Genomic DNA, 17,687 nt, shown 5'->3' on the forward strand with positions numbered 1-17,687 from the left:
CGTGCCTGAGCAAGAGCCCGCAGAGCCCACCCGCAAGACCCGCGTCGCACTGCTGTTCGGCGGCCGATCCAGCGAGCACACGATCTCGTGCGCCACAGCCGGCAGCGTGCTCGAGCACATCGACCGCGACCGCTACGAGGTGGTGCCGATCGGCATCACGCGCGACGGCCGACTGGTGCTGCAGGCCGACGATCCCGTGCCGCTCGCGCTCGAGAGCGTCCCCGAGGTCACCGAGGGAGCTGCTGTGCGCCTGCCGGATTCGGCCTCCTCGCGCGAGATCACGGTGACGGATGCCGCTGGCGTCGTCACGTCGCTCGGTGACGTCGATCTGATGTTCCCGATCCTTCACGGCCGCTTCGGCGAGGACGGCACCGTGCAGGGCATGCTCGACCTCGTCGACGTGCCCTACGTCGGCAACGGTGTGCTCGCAAGTGCGGTGGCGATGGACAAGCACTTCGCCAAGACCGTCATCGAGCACTCCGGCATTCGGGTCGCGCCGTGGATCACCGTCTCGCGGCGGGACTGGGCCGACGACAGGGACGCGGTGCGTGCCCGCCTGGGCGACTTCCCCATGCCCGTGTTTGTCAAGCCGGCGCGCGCCGGCTCTTCGGTCGGCGTGAGCCGCGTCGACTCGCTGCTCGCCTTCGATCGAGCGATGGATGTTGCGCTCGCCGAGGACACCCGCGCCCTGGTCGAGGCGGCAGTGCACGGGCGGGAGATCGAGGTGGGGGTGCTGGGTGGTCGTGACGGCATGCGCGCCCGCGCCTCGCTGCCGGGTGAGATCGTGCTCGACGAGGGCACGTTCTACGACTTCGACGCGAAGTACCGCGGGCTGGCGACCGCCCGCACCGAGTGCCCCGCCGACCTCGACGACGTGACCATCCAGGCGCTGCAGCAGGCCGCGATCCACGCCTTCGAGGCGATCGACGGCTCCGGCCTCGCGCGCGTCGACTTCTTCGTCTCGCCCGAGCACGGCATCGTCCTCAACGAGGTCAACACGATGCCCGGCTTCACGTCGATCTCGATGTTCCCGGTCGTCTGGCAGGCGTCCGGCATCAGCTACGGCGAGCTCATCACCGAGCTGATCGAGCTCGGCCTGCAGGTGGAGCGGTAGCCATCGAGCTCATCACCTTCGGTCACGGTCGTCTCGACGGCGATGGGCTGCGTGCGCTGCTGTCGGGCGCCGGCGTGGAGCTCGTGGTCGACATCCGCCGCTTCCCGGGCAGTCGGAGCAACCCCGCGGCATCGCGCGACGCCATCGAGGGCGAGCTCGCAGAGGGCGGGATCGACTGGCGGTGGGAGGAGCGGCTGGGCGGCCGACGACGCCTCACGAAGGACGAGGATGGCGCGTCGCCCGACGACTGGTGGCGAGTCGCGGCGTTCCGCGCCTACGCGGCGTGGACGCGCGCGCCCGAGTTCGCCGACGGCCTCGCCTCGGTGCTGGCGGATGCGTCGGAGCGACGCACGGCGATCATGTGCTCGGAGGCCGTGTGGTGGCGCTGCCACCGGCGGGTCGTCGCCGACGTCGCGACGGTCGCGCACGGCGTCGAGGTGCAGCACCTCATGCACGACGGGAGCCTGCGCCCGCACCCGCTGAGCGAGACGGCGACCGCGGTCGACGGCACGGTGCACTGGCCGGCAGCGCCGCCCTCCAGCTAGCGCAGTCGCCGCCCGGCCGCCGCGTGTCAGGTTGTTGCACGAATCGCGCCGCAGCACGACAACAAGCCAACACGGGAGCGAGGGGTTCAGGCGCGCTCTGGCTCAGTGCGCCGAGTCGCGCTCCTCACCGTCGGCCTCGGCCGGGTCGAAGCCCTCGGCAGGGTTCTCGTTCGCGTCCTCGCCGACGGTCGGCTGCTGCACGTGGTCACCGCCGTGCGCACCGCCGGTCACGACGCTTTCGTCCTGCGCGTCGCTGTGGTGCCGATTCGTCGACTGCGGCTCGTTCTCGTGCTGCTGGTCAGCCATGATTCTGCCCCTCGACCTCGGAATCCGCGTTCGGGTCCTTCGCGGGCTCCGCGTGCTCCTCGTTCGCCGGCACCGTCGCCTCGTCGGACGTCGGCTCACCGGTGAGCGCCTCGGCCTCTGCATCGCCGCCGTAGCCGCCCTCGGCTTCGTCGCGGCTCGCGTCCCCGTGTCCTTGCTGGTCATCGCTCATGGTCCTGCCTCCTCAGCGCGGCGTGGTGGCCGCTCAGCGCGACGCTACGCCCGTTCCCTGGAGACGCGGTGCACGTGCGGCCGATCGCGCGCGCTCCGATCAGCGAGGCGAGCGACGCGTCGGGCGAAGGTGCTCGACCCACGCCGCCGCATCCGGCTCCGAACGAAGCCTCGCCGCGATCGCAGCCACCGCATCCGCTTCCGCGGCGGCATCCCGCGCGAGCACATCGATGCCCGCCTCGGTGAACGGCGTGCGTTCGAAGTGGATGGCAGCGAATGGTTCCTCGTGCAGCAGCACCCGCCAGCGACTCCGCACGAGCAACGTCAGCGGCTGCAGCCCGCGCCAGACGTACGAGCCGTCGCTGTGTCGCTCGTCGATGCCGACGATGGTGCTCCAGCCGCGCCTGCCGCGCGAGAGGACCGTGTCGCTGATGCGTCCGTCAGGCAGCGGCGCATAGGTGATGCTCGGCTCGCTGCGCCGCTGCCACATGCCGAGGCTCGACGCCACCACGTGCCAGGTGCCCTGCAGCATCGCGTCGCTCACGCGACGAGTCTTGCAGGTGCACGAGATGCGACGACGGATGCCTCAGACGCCGACGGACTGCTGCGCGCGCGCCGCGTCGATGCGCGCGTAGGCGAGTGCCTCGGCGGCCTCGAGCGTCGTGGTGCCCCGCTCGCGCGCGCTCGCGAGCACGCTGCGGAGCGTGTCGCCGATGCCCGTGAGGCGCTCGGCGATCGCGGGCCACTCCATGCCGTTCGCCATACCCTCGAGGTGGATGACGCCACCGGCGTTCACGACGAAGTCTGGCGCGTAGACGATGCCGCGCTGCTGCAGGCGTGCGGCGCCCGAGTGATCGGCGAGCGGGTTGTTCGCGGGACCGACCACGGCCCGCACGGGCAGGGCGTCGATCGCCTCATCGGTGAGGATGCCGCCGAGGCCCGCGGGAACGAAGACGTCGGCCTCGGTGATGAGCGCTCGGTCGGGGGAGATCCACCGAGCGTCGAGCTCGCTCGCGAGCTGCTGCTTGCGGTCATCGATGTCGGTGACGGTGAGGCGCGCGCCCTCGCACGCGAGCATGCGCGCGAGTCGGCCACCCACCTGGCCCAGGCCCGAGATCACGAAGGATCGACCCTCGATGCTCTCCGAACCGAACGCCGCCTCGAGCGTCGGTGCGATCGACGAGTAGACGCCGAGCGCCGTCGCGCCTGCGGGCTCGCCCGCTCCGCCCTTCTCCGCGGGCAGGCCGACGACGTGCGCGGTGCGCTCCCGCACGACGACCATGTCGTCCTCGGTCGTGCCGACATCCTCCGCGGTGCGATAGCGGCCGTCGAGCATCTCGATCAGGTCGCCGAGGTCCAGGAGCGCAGCCCGACGTCGCGCGCTGTCGAGCGGCTCACCGATGGGGAGCGCGATCACCGACTTGCCGCCGCCGGCGTCGAGACCTGCGGCCGCGTTCTTGAGCGTCATCGCCGCCGAGAGCCGCAGCGCATCCGCCTGCCCGTCCACCCACGTCGGGTACGTCCACATGCGGCAGCCGCCGAGGGCGGGGCCGAGCGCGCTGGAATGCAGGGCGACGGTGATGATGAGTCCGCTTCTGGCGCCCTGGGATGTCAGGACGCGCTCGTGCGTGAACTCGGGGATGGCGCTCATGGTGCTCTCCTCGTTGAGTGCTGATGCCGCGGGTCGCGCGGCTCCCTCGATCTTGGATCGGATGCGCGGTGCGCGCAAGCCAGCACGCGCCGTTTGCGCTCGCAGCGCAGTTGGGGGACGAAACCGGTACGGCCAGTGCGCAGTTCGACCGTCATCCGGGCGCGCGCTCAGGCTCCTGCGCGGCGGCCCCTCGAGTGGTCTCGAAGATCCTCGACGACCGGGATGCTCGCCAGCAGCAGCAGGATGCACGCCGTCGGCACGACCGTGACGAAGCCGAGCACCATGTACGAGAGCGCGCCCGTCAGACCGCCCACGAAGAAGGCGCCCACGAGCAGCGTGTGCAGCCCCAGCTTGCCCAGGTCGGCGCGCACCGGCTCCGGGTCGTCCGCACGCCGCGGGTAGACGAGCTTGCCGAGCTCGATGCCGATGTCGGTGACCATGCCGGTGACGTGCGTCGTGCGGATCTGCGCGTTCGAGATCTTCGTGATGATCGCGTTCTGCATTCCCATCGTGAAGCCGAGCACCGCGATGAGCGCCCAGGTTCGCCCCTCTGTCGTGAGCTCCTGCGCGAGCAGGCCGATCAGCAGGGCGAGCACGGCTTCGAGCAGCAGCACGAGCGCGTAGCGGCTGCGCAAGCCGCGGCGGCGCGCCCAGTTGAACAGCATTGCGCATGCGGCGGCACCGACGACGAACGCACCGATGCCGACGGCGCTCAGTACCGCCACGTCGAATGCACCCACAGCCAGACTGTCGGCGAGTATGGCCGTGAGACCGGTCATGTGCGAGGTGTAGATCGCGATCGCCATGAAGCCGACGGAGTTCAGGATCCCGGCGGTGAACGCGAGCAGCGTCGCGAGATCGCGATTCGTGGTCGGGTTGCGGTCGGGGCCGGCGATGGCTCGCAGGTGGGCGATCATTCGTGCACCGAGCCCAGCCTTCGCGGGCTCGCGCAACGCATCCATGCCCCCAGGCTAGCTCCCGGTGGCGCCGCAGGAGCGGTCAGGCAACATCGAACCCGCTGTCGCCGCGAGCTTCGACCTCGGTCGACTCGACGCCATCGACACGTGCCGTTCCAGGCCCGTGCGCGAGCCAGCCAGCCATTGCCTCCACCGCATCCGCGACGCCTTCGGCTTCCACCTCGACCGTGCGATCGAGAAGGTTGCGGGCGTGGCCCGTCACACCGAGGCGCCGAGCCTCAGCGGCCGCAGCCATGCGGAAGCCGACACCCTGGACGCTGCCGCGGATCACGAAGCGGCGGCGGATGCGGGGTGCCTGATTCAGTGCGTGACCTCGTCGGACTCCGGCTCGCGCGCCTGGACCTCTCTCGCTGCCGGGTCGACGCCGCTGGCCTCGCCCTGCTCCCAGCGTGCGGGCAGGGCGACGTTCGGCGTGCCGTCGCCGTGCACCGGCTTGCCGGTCTTCGGGTCGTGCGCCGCGCTGTCGTGACCCTCGCTCGGGGCGAACTCGTTGTCGCGGCTCGCGAACGAGCTGGCGGATCCGCTGTCGGCGGGCGCGCCGGTGCTCGACGGATCGTATGCCGGGTCGGTGTGCGGCGTTGCGGCCATGATCGGTGCCTTCTCTGCGTGGGCGAGGGCAGGGATGCCGCTCGCGGAGCTACTCGCGACGCTACGCGCGCGAACTGCAGGCTACAAGCCTTGGCTATGAGGCGCTGAGCACCGCCTCGCGGCGGACCGCCGACGACGTCGCCGGTAGGCTCGTCTGTCGTGGCACTCACGATCGGCATCGTCGGACTCCCCAACGTGGGCAAGTCGACCCTCTTCAACGCTCTCACCAAGAACAGCGTGCTCGCGGCGAACTATCCGTTCGCCACGATCGAGCCGAACATCGGGGTGGTCGAGCTGCCGGATGAGCGGCTCACGCGCCTCGCCGAGATCTTCGGCTCGCAGCGCATCCTGCCCGCGGCGCTGTCATTCGTCGATATCGCCGGCATCGTGAAGGGCGCGAGCGAGGGCGAGGGGCTCGGCAACAAGTTCCTCGCGAACATCCGCGAGGCCGACGCGATCGCCCAGGTCGTGCGCGGCTTCGGCGACAGCGATGTCGTGCACGTCGACGGCGCTGTGGATCCCGCCTCCGACATGGAGACGATCAACACCGAGCTGATGCTCGCCGACATGCAGACGCTCGAGAAGGCGATCCCGCGGCTCGAGAAGGAGCTGAAGGGCAAGAAGATCGAGGCCAGCGTGCTCGCCGCGGCCGTCGAGGCGAACGAGATCTTGAACTCCGGGCGCACGCTCTCACAAGCGGGCTTCGACACGACGCCGATCCGCGAGCTCGGGCTGCTCACCGCGAAGCCGGTGCTGTTCGTCTTCAACGTCGATGAGGCGGTGCTCTCGGATGCTGACAAGAAGGCAGAACTGGCCGCGCTCGTCGCCCCGGCCAAGGCGGTCTTCCTCGACGCGCAGGTGGAGTCGGAGCTCGTCGACCTCGATCCTGCTGAGGCGCTGGAACTGCTGCAGTCGCTCGGCCAGGACGAATCCGGCCTCGACCAGCTCGCCCGGATCGGTTTCGAGACGCTCGGCCTGCAGACCTACCTGACCGCCGGCCCGAAGGAGTCGCGCGCCTGGACCATCCGCAAGGGCTGGACCGCCCCGCAGGCCGCGGGCGTCATCCACACCGACTTCGAGCGCGGCTTCATCAAGGCAGAGGTCGTCTCGTTCGAGGATCTGGATGCGCATGGCTCGATGGGCGAGGCGAAGGCGGCCGGACGGGTGCGCATCGAGGGCAAGGACTACGTGATGATCGATGGTGACGTGGTGGAGTTCCGCTTCAACGTGTAGCGGAAGCTCCGGGCAGTTTGCGTTCAGACCACCCGCGGGTAGTCGATCGTCAGCAGAGTGTCGTCGCGGAAGTCGCGCAGCACGCTCTCGCTGAGTTCTCCGATGCCGATGCCTCGAGCTCGGGAGGGCACCACATCGTCGTCCCCGGGGCTCCAGGCTCGGAGCACAGCGACACGCGAGACGTTCGCGACGTGGTCCGGCATGTCACGCAACCACCCGAGCCACGCGTCGGCTTCGATCTCACCGTGGACCGGCGCGTCGTTGCGACGCCCGATGAGACTGTCGCAGTCACACATCCGGCTGGTCAGAGTGAACACCACGGACGAGCCTCGGACTCGACCGGAGGCTATGCGCATGGTGGTCTGCACTGGCGGCATGCCCAGCCTGTCCTCAGTGAATCGCTGGAACTCCGAAGTGAAGGCTGCGGCGTTGATCGCCCACAGATTGGTGGCGCACATGCTCCCCATCTTGCATGCTGTCGATACGCGACGGAGAGGCCTATCCGTGACGCAACCCGGTGGAGTTCCGCTTCAACGTGTAAGTGCGAGTACTCGGCGCCCACTCCCACGTCGCTGTCAACGAGCTCCTCGCTGTCTTGTTCCAATGCAAGCCTCGAACGAAGAGCGCCGTTCCGACGACCTTGTCGGCGAGAAATCCGTTCGATGAGGTGCATCTCCTGCAATACTTCGGCAACGCACCAGAATCGCGACGAAAGAGGATGCCATGGCGGAGGCGAAGAACTATGTCGTTCTGCAGATCGTGCTCAAGGAGAAGTTCTTGGGCACCGGGTCCGGGAATCTGACGGAACTGGAACAGGCCATCAACGCACAGGCAGCACTTGGGTACCGGTTGCACACGATCACGACGTCGGCGTCAGGCAGCAAGGGCCTCGGAGGCGGGGACCGCATCCAAGCGACGCTGATCTTCGAACGGCTGTAGCGCTGATCCACCCGAGAGGAATCTCGATGGAAAGTCGCAGCGATCGCGCCCCGGCGGGTCGCATGACATCCCAGGCGGTCCATCGTCCGAACGGCGTGTCGATCGCGGTCAGCCAGTTGGAGAGCGACGGCCCGGTTGTCGTGCTGCTCCATGGTCTGGCCGGGAGCTCGCGGGAGTTGGTGCCAACCGCGCAGGCGCTGAAGGGCTACCGGGTGCTTCTCGTGGACCAGCGAGGGCATGGCTCGAGCACACGAAGGCCCGACGATCTGTCGCGAGGTGCCTTTGTCAGTGACGTTGTCGCAGTGATGGAGGAGCTCGTTCCGGGGCGGCGCGCGACTCTGGTCGGCCAGTCGATGGGAGCTCACACCGCGTTTCTCGTGGCTGTGGCGCGACCCGATCTCGTCGAAAGCCTGGTGATGTTGGAGGGCCACCCTGCAGGGAGTCACGATGCGGTGGAGTCGTCCAGCCTCGGGCGCTACTTCGACTCGTGGCCGGCGCCCTTCGCGAATGAATCGGCCGCCGACGCATTTCTCGGCGATGACGCGATCGCGGATGCTTGGGTCGCGGACCTGGAGGTCACGGCAGATGGTCTGCATCCTCGCTTCGACGCCGACATCATGGAGCGGGTGATCGCCGCCGTGCACGAACCGCGTTGGGCGGAATGGGAATGCCTAAAGGTTCCGACGCTTGCGGTCTTCGGCTCCGACGGAATGTTCTCGGCCGCGGCCAAGGACGAGCTGATCCGTCGGAGACCTGAGACTGACAGAGCCGACCTCGCCGGCGGAAGTCATGAAGCCCACCTCAACGCTCTTGGCGAGTGGATCGGCGTACTCCGCCACTGGCTGTCGCACGGTCCTACCGCCTCCTCGTCGGTCCGTGCGAGCGGAACTTGATCCGTAGTGAAACTCGGCCGGTGTTGGGTTCAACGCTCAGCCTGCAACGCGTGATCTAGGATCAACCATGACGACTCTTCAGGGTGCGGTTGTTCTCGTGGTCGGCGCCAGCGGTGGACTCGGTTCGCGCATCGCCGCCGAGCTGGAAAGCAGAGGCGCCGTCGTCGCCCGGTCATCGAAGTCAGCGGGACACGATCTCCGCGACCCCGCCGTCGTCCGCGAGGTGCTGCACGACACGAACGCCGAGCACGGACGTCTCGACGGACTGGTGATCGCGTCCGGAGTCGTCGCGTTCGGCGACGCATCGGACCTCGAGCCTGCCACGGTCGACGAGCTCTTCGCCGTGAACACCACCAGTGCCGTCGAGCTGATCGTCCAGAGTCAGCCCTACCTTGCGGCCTCCTCGCGTGACGGCAGGGAGCCCTTCGTGGTGACGCTGAGCGGCGTTGTCGCCGAGACGCCCGTCGCCGGGCTGGCAGCATATTCGGCTTCGAAAGCCGGGCTCGCGGCTTTCGTCGTCGCGGCGGCGCGCGAGTATCGTCGTGCCGGCATCCGAATCCTCGACGCCCGCCCGGGTCACACTGGCACCGCACTGTCCGAGCACCCGATCGCGGGGTCAGCGCCGCGCTTCGGAGCGGCACTCGATCCAGACCTGGTCGCAGCGCGCATCGTCACCGCGATCGCCGACGGCGAGAAGGATCTGCCCAGCACAGCCTTCTAGGTTCGGCAGGGATGCGGCAGCCATGCGCCTCGCAACACCGGCAGGCGTACGGTGAGCACATGACGGAGCAGCAGCGCTACACAGTGATCTCCAAGCGCGACGGCTACGAGTTGCGAAGGTACCCGGCGCACATGCTCGCGCAGGTGGAGGCCCCCGGACCGTTCTTCAAGGCGGGCAACCGGGGCTTCGGTCCCTTGTTTCGCTACATCTCGGCGTCGAACATCTCGATGACGGCGCCCGTGCTCCAGGCTCCGAACGCGCCGAAGCAGCACACGGTGAGCTTCGTCATGCCCGCGGGCGCTACGACCGTGCCTGCCCCGGCTGACGACTCCGTGCGCACCGTGGCAGTGCCGGAGCGGCGGGTTGCCGCGCGCAGGTTCAGTGGGGGTTCGAGCGTGAAGCGATATCAGCGGAACGCGGAAGCGCTCCGAGCGGCTCTCGCTCGAGACGGCCTGGCCGTCGATGGCCGGGTCTACTTCGCTCGCTACGACCCGCCGTGGAAGCCCGGGTTCCTGAAGCGCAACGAGGCGCTCGTTGCGCTCGGGTGACGCGCCGACGGAAGGCAGCACGGGCATCGATGCGGCAGTGAGGCTGCGTCGGCTCCGCACGTCCGACGCCGCAGCCGTCCGGGCAGCGTTCGCATCCAACCCAGCCGTTACAGCGCAACGCGGGGTCTCGCGGACATCGTTCAGGACGACACGACATCCTGGACCGATGAAGAATCCGACAGCCGCCATGCTCGTGATCGGCGACGAGATCCTCTCTGGCCGCACGCGGGAGGCGAATGCCTATCACCTGGCGGGCGAGCTCGGGAAGGTCGGCATCGACCTGCGCGAGATCCGCGTCGTCCCCGACGACCATGCCGTGATCGTCGACGCGCTGCGAGTGCTCCGAGCCAGCCACGATCACGTCTTCACCTCCGGCGGCATCGGGCCGACGCACGATGACATCACGGCGGATGCGGTGGCCGACGCGTTCAGCGTCGGGATCGAGGTGCGTGATGACGCCCGCACGCTGCTGCAGGACGCGATCGGGCGGGGGCGCACGCTCACCGACGAGCACCTGCGCATGGCTCGCATTCCGCACGGCGCAGTGCTCATCGACAACCCGGTCAGCGCGGCCCCCGGATTCACGATCGGCAACGTGCACGTCATGGCCGGTGTGCCCGCGATCTTCGTCGCCATGCTCGACGCAGTGCTCCCCGCGCTGGAGGCCGGTTCGCCGATGCTGTCGCGCGAGCTGCGGTTCGAGGTGGGGGAGGGTCGCATCGCGGCGCCGTTGCGGGAGCTCGCCGTGGCAATGCCCGACCTCGGCATCGGCTCCTATCCGTTCCAGGAGGGCCCCGTGTACGGCACCAATATCGTCGTCCGCGGCACCGACGCCGACCGCATCGACCACGCGCTCGAGCGGCTCCGTGGCATTCGCAGCTCCCTGGACTGAACGTCTGCGCTGATGGACCACACCGCTCATGGCAAGGCTGGCCGCGAGGGCTCCCTCAGTGGCCGCGTCGCGCTCGTCACGGGAGTCAGTCGGAGGCGAGGGATCGGGTTCGCGATCGCATCGCGGCTGGCGGCGCGTGGCGCGCACCTCGTCGTGACGCACCATCAGGCGCATGACGCCGAGCAGCCATGGGGCGCCGATGACCTCGAGGCAGTGCTCGCGGGGATCCGGGCGCGTCGCCTCCACCCCGACCAGCGACTGGTGGATGTCGCCGCCGACCTCTCCGAACCCGGGGCACCGGAGGAGATCATGCAGCGCGCCGTCATCGAGCTGGGGCACGTCGACATCCTTGTCTGCAACCACGCGCGCTCGGGTGGGGACGGTGCGCTGGGACAGTTGACCGCCGAGATGCTTGACATGCACTGGGCCGTCAACGCGAGATCCACGCTGCTGCTCGTGCAGGCCTTCGCGGCCCAGCACGATGGACGCCCAGGGGGCAGGGTCGTGCTGATGACATCGGGTCAGGGACAAGGGCCGATGCCGGGAGAGATCGCATACGCCACGTCGAAGGCCGCGCTGGCGGGCATCACCGTGACACTGGCCGACCAACTCGCCGATGTCGGCGTGACGGTGAACACGGTGAATCCGGGCCCGGTCGACACGGGCTACGTGACCGAAGAGCTGGCCGAGCACCTTGCTCCGTTGTTCCCACTCGGGCGGTGGGGGGAGCCCGACGATCCCGCTCGGCTGATCGAGTGGCTCGTCAGCGATGCGGGCAGGTGGATGACGGGCCAGGTGCTGCACTCCGAGGGTGGCTTCGCGCGCTGGCGACACCCTGCTGCAGGCGCGACGCGACAGGACTGAAGTCGCCGCAAGCGGCGCACCCGGTCTCCATCAACGAGATCAGAGCCGCGATCGAGCGCATCGCTGCGGATCCTGCTCGTGGACGCACCTGCGACGCGATTCGAGAGGGCTACCGTCGGTACAGCATCGGCAGCCATCTCATCTTCTACGTCCAAAGAGCCGAGAACGTGGACGTCATCCGCATCCTGCATCAGCGTATGGATCCGACGCGCCACCTCGAGTCGGCGCCCGCCGCCCTCGGAGCTGCCGGAGGGATGCATCGCATGATGCTGTGCCGAGTCAGTCTCGCCAGTCGCGTGCCCAGTACGCCGCATCGGGGATGCGCAGGCCCGGATCGAAGCCGAAGAAGTCCCGTGTCGCATCGTCGGCCACGCTCGAGACTGACCGCTGCAATTGGCCTTCGAGGTCGCGTTCGCGCAGTTCACGGGCGAAGCGCGACCGGATCTCTGGCGAAACCGGCGCGAGGCACGTCGCCATCGCGAGCGTCACGGCCACCAGGTCGTCGTCGGTCAGTGCCCCGATGCCACGTGCGTGGCTCTCCGCCTGCTCCTGCTGCTGCACCTCCCATGGTGGGACCGTCCGTTGCGACACCGCCTCGAGCCAGTCGTAGTCGCCGTCACGGTCGAGCTGCCGCAACCGAGCGGGCACGAGGTCGGTCGGCAGATGCCGCTCATCGACCGGCAGGAGACGGCGCAGCTGCGGGCGCACGCTGGCGAGCGTGCGGCCGACGCGGCCTGCGATCTCTTCTATGGAACAGTCGCTCCGGCATGCCTGCATGAGCGCCTCGAAGTCTTCGGTGGCCCAGGGCAAGCGGTGTCGTCGAGGCATCCTGTCTGGGAGCTCGACCGGACGCAGACCGCGCGGTTGCAGGTCGGTGGCGGCTGACGGGTGTTCACTGCGCGAGAAGTCGGTCATGCGAGCACTCTGCGGCAAGCGAAGCGAGGGCAACGACATGCATGCGCATCCCTGTGCATAACCGCGTCGTCGACCGGTCAGCCCCACACGAGCAGCGCCACACGGCCTAGCGCCGCGCCGCTAGTAATCGCCCCGATGGTCGGTGCGGTCCCGTCCGGGCCCGAAGCGCTTCAGGTGGGTGCGCCGCGCGAGCCGGATGACGGGCCGCAGGAGGAACTCCGCACTCCCGATGATGAACAGCCAGGTAGCGAGATCGGTGGTCGACTCCCAGAGGAACAGGATGCTGCCGACGAGGAACAGGATGCCGATAAGCACGTCGTTGGCGATGCTGAGGGCCTCGTACCGATTGCGGATCACGAGCTCCTCCCGCCCGATGCGCACCGCGATGTCGTCGGGGCCGAGCTCGTCGTCGGGGGACCGTTGCTGGTTCGCTGCAGACATGGGGCGATGCTCGCAGATGCCGATGCCTGGACGCTCAATGCACTGGCGGTGCCCCGCTGCGGTGGCGGACACCGTGGCTGGCGACGCCCCGCAGCTGCCTCGAGCGGGCCGACCCTCAGCGTCGACGAGCTCGAGCAGGTCGACGTCCGCCTGCTGACCGGGGCGGCGAGTGCTCAGGCGCCGCGCGAGAGACTGGCGGCTATGGACCTGCCTGAGCGCTCGCAGCACGAGCCCGACTTCGAGGGCGTGCGGGTGCGCGGCGCCCGCGAGCACAACCTCAAGGACGTCGACCTCGACATCCCGCGCGACGCGCTCGTCGCCTTCACCGGCATCTCGGGCTCCGGCAAGAGCTCGCTCGCGTTCGGCACCATCTACGCCGAGTCGCAGCGCCGCTACTTCGAGTCCGTGGCTCCATACGCGCGTCGGCTGATCAGCCAGGTCGGCAGCCCCGACGTCGATGGCATCACTGGCCTGCCGCCCGCGGTCGCCCTCCCGCAGCAGCGCTCCGGTGGCTCTGCGAGGTCGACGGTTGGCAGTGCCACCACCATCGCGAACGTGCTCCGCATGCTCTACTCGCGCGTGGGCACCTACCCGACGGGCGCGCCCATGCTGCTCGCAGAGGACTTCTCGATGAACACCGTGCAGGGCGCCTGCCCGACCTGCCACGGCCTCGGGCGCGTGCACGATGTGCCGGAGGCGCTGATGGTGCCCGACCCATCGCTCTCGATCCGCGACGGCGCGCTCGCGGCATGGCCGAAGGCCTGGCATGGCAAGCAGCTGCGCGACAGCCTCGTCTCGCTTGGCTACGACATCGACATCCCGTGGCGCGATCTTCCCCGCGAGCAGCGCGACTGGGCGCTCTACACCGAGGAGTCGCCGCAGGTGCCCGTCTTCACTGATCGCTCACCCGCCGAAGTGCGGAAGGCGGTCGCGGCGGGCGTTGCGCCGAGCTACATGAGCACGTTCCTGGGCGTGCGGCGGTATGTGCTGTCGACGTTCGCGGGTTCGAAGAGCTCCCGGATGCGCGAGCGCGCCGCGTCATTCATGGTCAGCGTGGTGTGCCCGAACTGCGGCGGCAGGCGGCTCAAGCCCGAGGCGCTCGCGGTCACGTTCGAGGGCTACGACATCACTCAGCTCGCGGCGATGCCGCTCGACGAGGTCGCGTCGGTGCTGCGGCAGGTGCTCGAGCCCAACTGGCGGCCGCGAGCCATCGGTGGGACGGACGATGCCGAGCATGCCCCGGGCCCGGAGCAGTTGCTCGCGGCTCGCAGGCTCACATCCGAGCTGCTTGCGCACCTGGCGCCCATCATCGATCTCGGACTCGCATCCCTCTCCCTCGATCGCACCACGGCATCCCTCTCCTCGGGGGAGCTGCAGCGCATGCGGCTCGCGACGCAGGTGCTCTCGCAGCTGTTCGGTGTCGTCTTCGTGCTCGACGAGCCTTCGGCCGGGCTGCACCCGGCCGACACCGAGTCGCTGCTGCGGATCCTTGCCACGCTGAAGGACTCGGGCAACACTGTGTACTTCGTCGAGCACTCCCTCGACGTGATCCGCGAGGCGGATTGGATCGTCGACATCGGCCCCGCCGCAGGCGCCGATGGCGGCGAGGTCGTCTACTCCGGCCCCATTGCGGGGCTGCGCGATGCATCCGACTCGGTCACCCGCCGCTACCTCTTCGACACGCTCGATGCCCCGCATGCCGCACGCGAGCGGCGGGCCGGCGACGGCAGGCTCGAGCTGGTCGACGTCACCCGGCACAACGTGTCGGGCCTCAGCGTCGGCTTCCCGCTCGGCGCGCTCACGGCCGTCACGGGCGTCTCCGGCTCGGGCAAGTCGACGCTCGTCGTGCAGGCGCTGCCCGACCTGCTGCGGGCGAGCCTCGCGAGCGACGTCGACGAGCACGCGGTCGACGGCGACGGACGTGCGACTGCGACCGACGACCCGCTCGCGCAGGCAGCCGAGGCGGTGACGGCGGGCCGCGCGCACGGCCCGGAGGGTCGGCTGCGCCGGGTCGTGCAGGTGAGCCAGAAGCCCATCGGCCGCACGTCGCGCTCCAACGTCGCCACCTACACGGGCCTGTTCGACCGTGTCCGTGCGCTCTTCGCCGCGACGCCGGAGGCTCGTCGGCGCCGGTACGGCGCTGGCCGGTTCTCCTTCAACCAGCCCGCCGGTCGATGCCCCACCTGCAAGGGCGAGGGCACGATGGAGGTCGAGCTGCTCTTCCTCCCGACGGTGCACGCACCGTGCGCGACCTGCGGCGGCAGCCGCTACAACCCGGAGACGCTGGAGATCGAGCTGGACGGGAAGACGGTCGCGGATGTGCTGGCGATGAGTGTGCGCGAGGCGCGCGCCTGGTTCTCGGACGACGACGTGCACCGGCACCTCGATGCGCTGCTCGATGTCGGGCTGGGCTACGTGGCGCTCGGGCAGCCGGCACCGCAGCTCTCCGGCGGCGAGGCGCAGCGGGTGAAGCTCGCCTCCGAACTGCGGCGAGGCCAGCGCGGCGACACGCTGTACCTGCTCGACGAGCCCACCTCCGGCCTGCATCCGGCCGACGCCGATCGGCTCGTCACGCACCTGCACCATCTCGTGGACGGCGGCAGCACGGTGATCATCGTCGAGCACGACATGCGGATCGTCGCCGAGGCGGACTGGGTCGTCGACCTGGGGCCGGGATCCGGTGACGCGGGCGGTCGGGTGGTCGCGGAGGGCACTCCCGAGCAGGTCGCCGCAACCGCGTCGAGCCGCACCGCACCGTACCTCGCCGAGGCGCTCGCGCGCAGGTCGCTGTAGCGGGGAGTCGCATGGACGCCGACGTGATCGTGATCGGAGCTGGGCTCGCAGGGCTGCAGAGCGCGCGGTCGCTGCAGCGCGCGGGGCTCACGGTCGCGGTGCTGGAGGCGGCGGATGCGGTTGGCGGCCGGGTGCGCACCGACCGGATCGACGGCTTCCGCGTCGACCGCGGCTTCCAGCTGCTGAACCCCGCCTACCCGGCGGTGCGACGGCTGATCGACGTCGCGGACCTCGATCTGCAGTCGTTCGGGGTCGGCGCGATCGTGCGCACCGGCACGACCACCACGACGCTCGCGCACCCTCTCCGGCATCCGCGTCACCTGCTCGCCACCATCGGCAGCGACCTCACACCCGCACGCGACCTCGTCGCACTCACGCGCTGGATCGGTCCGACACTGCTGCGCCCGACGGTCGCGTCGCGCGCGTCGACCGACGCGACGCTGCGCACATCGTTCGACGCCGTGGGCCTGACGGGGCGATTGCGACGGGACGTGCTCGACACCTTCCTGGCCGGCGTGCTCGCGAACAGCACGGGGGAGAGCTCCGCCAACTACGTGCGGCTGCTGCTGCGATCGTTCGCGCTCGGCGTGCCGGGTCTGCCGAGTGGCGGCATGCAGGCGCTGCCCGAGCAGCTGGCCGCGTCGCTGGAGCGATCGGCGGCGGGCACCGTGCGACTGCGAACGGGCGCGCGCGAGATCCGCGAGATCGCGGAGGGGGTGCAGGTCGTCACCGATGCGGGCATCGTCAGCGCGTGCGCCGCCATCGTCGCGGTCGGGCCGCAGCACGTCGGCGACCTCACGGGCCTTCCGGCGCCCGCGACGCGCGGGTTGACCACCTGGTGGTTCCGCGCGACCGGGCAGCCCCGCACCGGGCCGTTCCTGCTGCTCGACGCCTCCCGGCCCGGTGGTGGCCCCGCGGGGCCGATCTGGAACACCGCCGTGATCTCGGAGGTCGCGCCGTCGTATGCGCCCGTCGGGCAGCACCTCGTGCAGGCGACGACGCTGCTCGACCGCCCGGATGGGCGAGCGAGCGAGGCGGATGTTCGTCGCGATCTCGCCCGGCTCTACGGCACCGAGACGACGCACTGGGAGGTGCTGGCGCACCACGTCATTCCGCATGCCGTGCCGGTGCAGTCGCCAGGACCGATCGACCGCGGGCCCGCGTGGACGGGGAAGCGCGTGCTCGTCACCGGAGACCATCGCGAGACCGCGTCCATTCAGGGAGCGCTCGTCTCTGGCGAGCGGGCTGCGCGGGCCGTCACTCGCCGGCTCGGCTGACGCAACGGGGAGTCGCGGCGGCGCGCTACTTCGCGCAGTCGATGCAGGTGGTCGCCTGCGGCCGGGCTTGCAGCCGCTCGGGCGCGATGGGGCGACCGCAGACGCTGCAGATCGCGCCCTGCCCGCGCTCGACTCGCGCCGCTGCCTCATCGAGTGCGGCGAGCGCGTCGATCCGCGTCTGTCTCAGCCCCTCGAGCCGCGACCACTCGGAGGACAGCGAGACACCATCGGGATCGTGCTCGTCGTCATCGTGAACGGCCTCGCGCATCCGGCGGAGGTCGGCGAGCTGCCGGTCGACATCCTCGAGCTCCGCGAGCGCCTCCCGGCGACGCTCGGCGATGCCGTCGGCGCGCGCATCAGCCATCGTCGCGCGCCTCTTTGCGGAGTCCAGTCATGTGGCGAGCACAGCCAGCGCTAGCGCGTGCGCGCCGGGACGGCCTGGAGGTGTGACGGCGTGGGCTTCACGACGTGCTCGTCGTACTCGGGGTGCCTCGGCAGCCACTTCGCCACGTAGGGGCACACCGGCACGATCGACAGGCCCTGCGCAATGGTGTCGTCCACGACGTGCTGCACCAGCACGGAGGCGAGGCTCTGGCCGGCGTAGTCCTCCGACACTTCTGTGTGAAAGAGGATCCGCTCGCCGCCCTCGACGTCGATGTAGTCCTCCTTGCCGATCACCTGCTGGGCAGCGTCCTCGACCTGCGTGTCGATGAGCACGTAGCGCGACTGCTCGGGCTGGTGCTGCACGTCGAAGCGCTGCTGGGTGCTGTCGGTCATGGTCATCCTCCTGATCGGATTGGG

23 protein-coding genes and 1 pseudogene are annotated in these 17,687 nt (G+C 69.6%); 12 read left to right on the top strand and 12 right to left on the bottom strand.

Going from position 1 to position 17,687, the window contains the following annotated elements; translation table 11 throughout:
- Window position 1: 1 nt before the first annotated feature.
- Both ACJJVL_RS07395 and ACJJVL_RS07400 read left to right on the top strand, forming a co-directional pair.
- Entirely contained in the window at window positions 2–1,114 is a 1,113-nt protein-coding gene (locus ACJJVL_RS07395) for a D-alanine--D-alanine ligase family protein (RefSeq protein ID WP_405217827.1), read from the top strand.
- A 56-nt stretch (window positions 1,115–1,170) separates the two neighbouring features.
- Window positions 1,171–1,659 carry a DUF488 family protein gene (locus ACJJVL_RS07400; RefSeq protein WP_405217933.1) on the top strand — a complete coding sequence of 163 codons (489 nt, stop codon included), beginning with the start codon at window positions 1,171–1,173 and terminating at the stop codon, window positions 1,657–1,659.
- Window positions 1,660–1,761: 102 nt separating this feature from the next.
- On the opposite strand, the gene ACJJVL_RS07405 is transcribed toward ACJJVL_RS07400, so the two are convergent.
- From ACJJVL_RS07405 to ACJJVL_RS07435, 7 genes are all read right to left on the bottom strand, one after another.
- Window positions 1,762–1,965 carry a hypothetical protein gene (locus tag ACJJVL_RS07405; RefSeq protein ID WP_405217828.1) on the bottom strand — a complete coding sequence of 68 codons (204 nt, stop codon included), beginning with the start codon at window positions 1,963–1,965 and terminating at the stop codon, window positions 1,762–1,764.
- Window positions 1,958–2,155 carry a hypothetical protein gene (locus ACJJVL_RS07410; protein ID WP_405217830.1) on the bottom strand — a complete coding sequence of 66 codons (198 nt, stop codon included), beginning with the start codon at window positions 2,153–2,155 and terminating at the stop codon, window positions 1,958–1,960. Before ACJJVL_RS07410 ends, ACJJVL_RS07405 begins: the two co-directional genes overlap by 8 nt.
- A 99-nt stretch (window positions 2,156–2,254) precedes the next feature.
- Window positions 2,255–2,698 carry a hypothetical protein gene (locus ACJJVL_RS07415; RefSeq protein WP_405217831.1) on the bottom strand — a complete coding sequence of 148 codons (444 nt, stop codon included), beginning with the start codon at window positions 2,696–2,698 and terminating at the stop codon, window positions 2,255–2,257.
- Window positions 2,699–2,740: 42 nt separating this feature from the next.
- A complete protein-coding gene (locus ACJJVL_RS07420) occupies window positions 2,741–3,805 on the bottom strand; it encodes a Glu/Leu/Phe/Val dehydrogenase dimerization domain-containing protein (protein ID WP_405217833.1) in 1,065 nt (354 codons plus the stop codon).
- Window positions 3,806–3,972: 167 nt separating this feature from the next.
- Window positions 3,973–4,767 carry a YoaK family protein gene (locus tag ACJJVL_RS07425; RefSeq protein WP_405217834.1) on the bottom strand — a complete coding sequence of 265 codons (795 nt, stop codon included), beginning with the start codon at window positions 4,765–4,767 and terminating at the stop codon, window positions 3,973–3,975.
- Window positions 4,768–4,804: 37 nt separating this feature from the next.
- Window positions 4,805–5,053 (bottom strand): acylphosphatase, encoded by a 249-nt coding sequence (locus ACJJVL_RS07430; RefSeq protein ID WP_405217835.1) that lies wholly within the window; start codon window positions 5,051–5,053, stop codon window positions 4,805–4,807.
- A 29-nt stretch (window positions 5,054–5,082) separates the two neighbouring features.
- On the bottom strand, window positions 5,083–5,370 hold the full coding sequence (locus ACJJVL_RS07435) for a hypothetical protein (protein ID WP_405217836.1): 288 nt from the start codon (window positions 5,368–5,370) through the stop codon (window positions 5,083–5,085).
- 159 nt (window positions 5,371–5,529) lie between these two features.
- Between ACJJVL_RS07435 and ychF the strand changes: the two genes are divergently transcribed.
- Window positions 5,530–6,603: a redox-regulated ATPase YchF gene (gene ychF, locus ACJJVL_RS07440; RefSeq protein ID WP_405217837.1), complete on the top strand. Its 1,074-nt coding sequence runs from the start codon at window positions 5,530–5,532 to the stop codon at window positions 6,601–6,603.
- Window positions 6,604–6,626: 23 nt separating this feature from the next.
- Here the strand turns inward: ychF and ACJJVL_RS07445 are convergent, their stop codons facing one another.
- Window positions 6,627–6,923 carry a hypothetical protein gene (locus ACJJVL_RS07445; RefSeq protein WP_405217839.1) on the bottom strand — a complete coding sequence of 99 codons (297 nt, stop codon included), beginning with the start codon at window positions 6,921–6,923 and terminating at the stop codon, window positions 6,627–6,629.
- A gap of 403 nt (window positions 6,924–7,326) precedes the next feature.
- Here ACJJVL_RS07445 and ACJJVL_RS07450 point away from each other — a divergent pair, with 403 nt between their 5' ends.
- From ACJJVL_RS07450 to ACJJVL_RS07480, 7 genes and pseudogenes are all read left to right on the top strand, one after another.
- A complete protein-coding gene (locus ACJJVL_RS07450) occupies window positions 7,327–7,542 on the top strand; it encodes a DUF4177 domain-containing protein (protein WP_405217841.1) in 216 nt (71 codons plus the stop codon).
- A 26-nt stretch (window positions 7,543–7,568) separates the two neighbouring features.
- On the top strand, window positions 7,569–8,435 hold the full coding sequence (locus ACJJVL_RS07455; protein ID WP_405217843.1) for an alpha/beta fold hydrolase: 867 nt from the start codon (window positions 7,569–7,571) through the stop codon (window positions 8,433–8,435).
- 67 nt (window positions 8,436–8,502) lie between these two features.
- Window positions 8,503–9,156 (top strand): SDR family NAD(P)-dependent oxidoreductase, encoded by a 654-nt coding sequence (locus ACJJVL_RS07460; protein WP_405217845.1) that lies wholly within the window; start codon window positions 8,503–8,505, stop codon window positions 9,154–9,156.
- A 59-nt stretch (window positions 9,157–9,215) separates the two neighbouring features.
- Window positions 9,216–9,704: an SOUL family heme-binding protein gene (locus ACJJVL_RS07465; RefSeq protein WP_405217846.1), complete on the top strand. Its 489-nt coding sequence runs from the start codon at window positions 9,216–9,218 to the stop codon at window positions 9,702–9,704.
- Between the two features lie 166 nt (window positions 9,705–9,870).
- Window positions 9,871–10,596, top strand: a complete 726-nt coding sequence (locus ACJJVL_RS07470) for a competence/damage-inducible protein A (protein WP_405217848.1) — start codon at window positions 9,871–9,873, stop codon at window positions 10,594–10,596.
- 12 nt (window positions 10,597–10,608) lie between these two features.
- Window positions 10,609–11,460 (top strand): SDR family oxidoreductase, encoded by an 852-nt coding sequence (locus ACJJVL_RS07475; protein ID WP_405217849.1) that lies wholly within the window; start codon window positions 10,609–10,611, stop codon window positions 11,458–11,460.
- Window positions 11,376–11,654, top strand: a pseudogene (locus tag ACJJVL_RS07480) (type II toxin-antitoxin system RelE/ParE family toxin); the annotation flags it as partial. The gene ACJJVL_RS07475 and the pseudogene ACJJVL_RS07480, both read left to right, overlap by 85 nt.
- Window positions 11,655–11,739: 85 nt before the next feature.
- Here ACJJVL_RS07480 and ACJJVL_RS07485 read toward each other — a convergent pair.
- On the bottom strand, window positions 11,740–12,375 hold the full coding sequence (locus ACJJVL_RS07485; RefSeq protein ID WP_405217850.1) for a hypothetical protein: 636 nt from the start codon (window positions 12,373–12,375) through the stop codon (window positions 11,740–11,742).
- 120 nt (window positions 12,376–12,495) lie between these two features.
- Window positions 12,496–12,816: a YrhK family protein gene (locus ACJJVL_RS07490; RefSeq protein ID WP_405217851.1), complete on the bottom strand. Its 321-nt coding sequence runs from the start codon at window positions 12,814–12,816 to the stop codon at window positions 12,496–12,498.
- 201 nt (window positions 12,817–13,017) lie between these two features.
- On the opposite strand from ACJJVL_RS07490, the gene ACJJVL_RS07495 reads away from it, so the two are divergent.
- Entirely contained in the window at window positions 13,018–15,609 is a 2,592-nt protein-coding gene (locus tag ACJJVL_RS07495) for an excinuclease ABC subunit A (protein WP_405217852.1), read from the top strand.
- Window positions 15,610–15,620: 11 nt separating this feature from the next.
- Window positions 15,621–16,886 (top strand): flavin monoamine oxidase family protein, encoded by a 1,266-nt coding sequence (locus ACJJVL_RS07500; RefSeq protein WP_405217854.1) that lies wholly within the window; start codon window positions 15,621–15,623, stop codon window positions 16,884–16,886.
- 25 nt (window positions 16,887–16,911) lie between these two features.
- Here the strand turns inward: ACJJVL_RS07500 and ACJJVL_RS07505 are convergent, their stop codons facing one another.
- Complete coding sequence (locus tag ACJJVL_RS07505) at window positions 16,912–17,250, bottom strand: TraR/DksA family transcriptional regulator (protein WP_405217856.1); 339 nt, start codon at window positions 17,248–17,250, stop codon at window positions 16,912–16,914.
- Between the two features lie 50 nt (window positions 17,251–17,300).
- Window positions 17,301–17,663 carry a GNAT family N-acetyltransferase gene (locus ACJJVL_RS07510; RefSeq protein WP_405217858.1) on the bottom strand — a complete coding sequence of 121 codons (363 nt, stop codon included), beginning with the start codon at window positions 17,661–17,663 and terminating at the stop codon, window positions 17,301–17,303.
- Between the last annotated feature and the right edge of the window lie 24 nt (window positions 17,664–17,687).

The organism is Agrococcus sp. Ld7 (assembly GCF_045064095.1).
Lineage (GTDB): Bacteria > Actinomycetota > Actinomycetes > Actinomycetales > Microbacteriaceae > Agrococcus.